General features: G+C 66.8%; 1 protein-coding gene. It reads right to left on the bottom strand.

What is annotated here, in order from left to right:
- Positions 1 to 2463: 2463 nt before the first annotated feature.
- Positions 2464 to 2970, bottom strand: coding sequence for a DinB family protein (locus tag AB0M88_RS00990; protein ID WP_364093524.1), 507 nt, complete (start codon positions 2968 to 2970; stop codon positions 2464 to 2466).
- Positions 2971 to 3557: the final 587 nt, after the last annotated feature.

A 3557-nucleotide genomic window follows, 5' to 3' on the forward strand; every position in this document is an offset into this window, starting at 1 on the left:
CGAATCCGCCACCCCATCGGCAGAGATCGCCGCCTAACATCAACACCAACGGATCAGCGCTGGCCGCCTCTTACACCACGCCAGTGGACGTGACCAGGCGGGGAGACGATCGCTCTGGAGCGCCCCTCCGACACAACTCCCGCCGGCATAGCCGAGTGGCAGATCCGGGAAACCACAGAACGGGCTCGACGGATGCCCTCCGCCATAGCGGACTTCCGTCAGCGGAACTGTCGCCGGGATACCTGGGCAGGAGATGTCGAGGCCGGCGGGAAGCGCCACCTTCTCGACCACTTCCATCAGAGCACGAGGTGGGATCGCCAGTACGGGCGCCGAGCAACGACTGTGCAGCTCGCGGCTTCCCGTATGCCTCTGCCATGTGATCCGTGGACTTGACCTCGCCGAGGCAAGAAGGTCGATCGCTGCGGCCGACCCACGTCGTGGACGGGGGACTTACCGCGGGAGTGAGGCGGGCGCGGCTGCGGCTGGAGGGACCTTCGGGTTAGCGGGCCGGTCGACCGACTGCGTGGTTTCACGTGAAACGGTCCCAGCGAAGCGGCCTGGGCCCGCTCAGGATCCCCGCTTCGGCTGCGGCTAGGGCACCGCGAGAAGATCGGTTAGACCATCCGCACCTTCTTGTTCTTTGTTTAGCGCGTGCCCGTAGACGGCGGAGGCATCCTTTCCTAACGGACGGCGGCATCGCCTGGGTTCGAGAGCGTGGCCTATACGAAGCTGGGAGCACCATGGCGACGCTTGGTCCCTGATTCCACCCACGGCCACGCCGATGTCGAACACTCGAGGTTCCTCCGCCCGAACGCCGGGCTTGTGGGGGCGAACGTCAGGGAGAACCGATCGAGTCATCGCCTAGCGACGAGGCGCTGGTGCGAGCCACAGTTGTCGCCACTTCAGCGCCAACTTGGCGGGCCGGACTTCGCCACCTAAGGACGCAGGGCGGCCCGACGCAGGGCGGCCCGACGCAGGGCGGCCCGACGCAGGGCGGCCCGACGCAGGGCGGCCCGACGCAGGGCGGCCCGACGCAGGGCGGCCCGACGCAGGGCGGCCGACTGTACTTCGGTCAAACACTCGGGTCGTCAGACACGCGGAAGCGCACCTCCATAGGCTGGGGTGCAGGCGAGTGAGCCCGCGACCGTGGCCAATTCTCTCGGTGCCCCCACAAACTTTGGGTTGCCGGTCGGAGCCTTCCTGAAGCCGCGGACCGACGGACTGATTAGCTGGCTCTCGGGCCGCGCGCTTACTGATCCTGCATCCGTTTGCGTTGCCAAGGTCGTCGAGCGGGACGCCAGGCGCGGGGTAGCCGGCGAGCAGGAAGACCCGGGCAGTCCATATGGCTGTCCGACGGGCGGTCCTGCAGCACGCCGGCCAGACAACGGGGCGAGCGGCCATAGGGCCGCCGACCTGACGCCTGGACATCGGCCAAGCCTTCGGCGACTCGGGTCTTTGCGTTTCACGTGAAACGACGAACCCGCCTGGCGTCCAGGCACGCCAACGGATTCCCGCGCGGATCCAACGTGATTCGTCTGTCCACGCTGCTGGCCCCCCTCGGCGATGTAGAGACTCGCCCTAACAAGAAGCGCTTCGGCGTCGGCCATGATCCTGGCTAACCACAACTGAGCGCCTCAGGGCTCGGCTTGCCGTAGCCGGTGAGAAGGTATTGAGCGCTCTCCTTTGGCTGAGCGATGGCAGGAGATCGGAGATGGACGGGCGGCAGCCGGGTCCCAGGCACGCGGCTAGGGCTGGAGGCGCTTACATGGAGAGATTCACACTTCTGTGGTGACGACAGGACCCCCGAGATGCGGTCGCCGGCTTACTTGAGATCGGGAGAGCGTCTGTTTCACGTGAAACAAGACGGGGCGCGGCGCAGCTGGCGTTCATGCGGCTGCTCTGCTCCGAGGACGTAGCCGGCCATGAAGCCAGGGCCAGCGGAGCGTATTCGGCGTCGACCAGGAGAAGGGTCGAGTGAGGCGCCGGTATACGACCGAGCTCACCGGATGCACCCGGATCCGACCGGCGGACCGGGCGGATGCGGGAGGCTGCCCGAGCAAGGAAGAGAAGAGCAAGCCAGCGCAGCTACGCCGTGAAGCAGTGGCAGCGCCGAGCCCCTTCTGGTGTCGCCACGGCTACCGCTGGAAAGAGGTCGACGCCAACACTGATCCCGGCGTCCCGGCGATTCGTTGGGCCATCAGAAGCTCATCTGAGCGCGCCGCCGACGCCTTCAAGCTCACTGATTGACGAGGCCACGTCCATGCCGCTGAGCGAAACGATCGAGTCGGTCAACCTGGCCAGCTCACGAACACAGCAGAGTGGGCAGTTGTTTCACGTGAAACGGATGTCAACCGGGGGAGTCTCGGGAGATATGGTGCAGCCTCACCGGCAGACCGTCAGCACGGTGCCAGCCTCCGACGAAGGCAACCAACTGCTGCGGAGTCGGGTGAGGGACCTAAACGGTCAGGCGCCGACTGTGCCGTCGACGCCTTCGCGGAGGAAGTCGGCGTGGCCGTTGTGGCGGGCGTACTCGTGGATCAGGTGGAGCATGACGAAGCGCAGGGAGACGTGCTCTTTCCAGCGGGGCTGATAGCCGAGCACTTCCAACGACTCTGCACCGGACTCGATCTGACGAGAGCGCGCTACCTCGGACTCCCAGGCGTCGAAGGCTTCTGAGCGTGTGGAGCTCGAAGCGTCGTAGGCGGCTTGGAAGTCGAACTCGTCCGACCAAACCAGGGGTATGTCCTCGCCGGCAATGGCGCGGCGGAACCACGTTCGTTCGACCTCGGCCATGTGGCGAACCAGGCCTAGGAGCGTAAGGGTCGAGGGCGGCATGGAGCGCTCGCGGAGTTGATCGTCGGTCAGACCCTCGCACTTCATCGCGAGGGTCGAGCGGTGGAAGTCGAGGAAGACGCGCAGCATCTCTCGCTCGCTGGCGATCAGCGGGGGGTCAGGGCGCTCGACACTCATCTCGGACTCCATCTCTTCGAGCCGTTTCCACGACCTGAGAATCAGCGAAACTCCGGCAGTCATTGGGCGACCGAAGCCCGGCGATGCCGGCAACGAGGGCACCGGCGCTTCGACAACAAGTGGCCAACAAAGCAGACAAAGCAGGATCCTGCCATTAGTGCCATCGAGAAGCCGTCGAGGGGCTGCCGCCGCTGGAGGGCGGTGCGGCACCGCGACAAGGGCAGTGATGACGACCAGTGATCAGCTAATCCCGGCCCCCGACAGGAGACGCGGACCGGACCCGCGGCTAGCTCGGACCGGGCTAGGCGGAGCCAGAGCCGAGCCGGGCCGGCCGGACCGCGCCAGTCAGGCTGGATCCGGGTCGGGGCCCGGGTCCGGGCTGGACTTGGTCGGTCAGGGCCGCGCCGATCATGCCTGGGTCAGGGTCAAGGAATGAATGCGGGCTTGGCCGAGTCGCGGTTGGATTGAGCCGAGCTGGACCAACTCGGGCCGGGACCAAGTCGGGCCGGGACCAAGTCGGGCGGGGGCCGGGCGGGCCGCAGCCGGTCGGGCCGGTCGGGCCGGTCGGGCCGGTCGGGCCGGTCGGA

The organism is Actinoplanes sp. NPDC051411, from assembly GCF_040682075.1.
In the GTDB taxonomy this organism is placed as follows: domain Bacteria; phylum Actinomycetota; class Actinomycetes; order Mycobacteriales; family Micromonosporaceae; genus Actinoplanes.

Coding starts and splice junctions, on each gene's coding strand:
- AB0M88_RS00990 (WP_364093524.1), bottom strand. CDS start 2,970: ATGAGTGTCGAGCGCCCTGACCCCCCGCTGATCGCCAGCGAGCGAGAG.